The following is a 1,284-nucleotide window of genomic DNA, read 5'->3' as shown; positions in this document are numbered from 1 at the left end:
GCCGAACACCACGGACACACCCTCACCCCCCTCATCACCCGCCTCAACACCATCCGCCGGGAGCACCCCGCGCTGCAGGCGCTCAGAAACCTCCGTTTCCATCACACCGACAACGACGCGGTCATCGCGTACAGCAAGCGCAGCGGAGCGGATGTCGTGCTGGTGGTGGCCAACCTCGATCCCCACCGCACCCAGGAGGCCACGGTCTCGTTGGACATGCCGCAACTCGGCCTGGACCAGCACGAGTCGGTGCCGGTACGCGACGAACTCACCGGCGAGACGTACCACTGGGGCAGCACCAACTACGTGCGTCTGGAGCCTGGGCGGGCTCCCGCGCATGTCCTGCACGTCCAGCGACCGCCCGCCGCCCAGCGAACCGGAGGGTCAGGAGCGTCATGACTGTCAACGAACCAGTGCTGGACATCTTCGAGGACGCTCCGGTCAGGGACCGGGACCCCGACTGGTTCAAACGAGCCGTCTTCTACGAGGTCCTCGTCCGCTCCTTCCAGGACAGCAACGGCGACGGCATCGGCGACCTGAAGGGGCTGACCGCCAAGCTCGACTATCTGCAGTGGCTCGGCGTCGACTGCCTCTGGCTGCCCCCCTTCTTCAAGTCACCGCTGCGCGACGGCGGTTACGACGTCGCCGACTACACCGCCGTGCTGCCCGAGTTCGGAGACCTCGCCGACTTCGTGGAGTTCGCGGACGCCGCCCATCAGCGGGGCATGCGCGTGATCATCGACTTCGTCATGAACCACACCAGCGACCAGCACCCATGGTTCCAGGAGTCCCGCCAAAACCCCGACGGCCCCTACGGCGACTTCTACATGTGGGCGGACGACGACAAGGGCTATCCGGACGCACGGATCATCTTCGTCGACACCGAGGCCTCCAACTGGACGTACGACCCGGTCCGCGGGCAGTACTACTTCCACCGTTTCTTCTCGCACCAGCCGGACCTGAACTACGAGAACCCGCGCGTCCAGGAGGAGATCCTGGCGGCCCTGCGCTTCTGGCTGGACCTGGGCATCGACGGTTTCCGGCTGGACGCCGTGCCGTATCTGTACGCGGCCGAGGGCACCAACTGCGAGAACCTGCCCGCCTCGCACGCCTTCCTGAAGCGGGTGCGCAAGGAGATCGACGCGCAGTACCCGGACACGGTGGTCCTCGCCGAGGCGAACCAGTGGCCGGAGGACGTCGTCGACTACTTCGGCGACTACACCGCCGGCGGCGACGAGTGCCACATGGCGTTCCACTTCCCGGTCATGCCCCGCATCTTCATGG

The 1,284-nt window shown here is 66.3% G+C and carries 2 protein-coding genes; both read left to right on the top strand.

The window, feature by feature from the left end; genetic code table 11:
- Window positions 1-399, top strand: a 399-nt coding sequence (locus ACFPZI_RS33670) for an alpha-glucosidase C-terminal domain-containing protein (protein WP_381370971.1), incomplete at its 5' end; no start/stop codon positions are given.
- A partial coding sequence (locus ACFPZI_RS33665) for an alpha-amylase family glycosyl hydrolase (protein ID WP_381370970.1) occupies window positions 396-1,284 on the top strand: 889 nt, incomplete at its 3' end. The genes ACFPZI_RS33670 and ACFPZI_RS33665, both read left to right, overlap by 4 nt.

Source organism: Streptomyces chlorus (genome assembly GCF_042655885.1).
Lineage (GTDB): Bacteria > Actinomycetota > Actinomycetes > Streptomycetales > Streptomycetaceae > Streptomyces > Streptomyces chlorus.
Note: the sequence above shows the minus strand (reverse complement) of the source record. Positions and strands in the feature narration are given on the sequence as shown.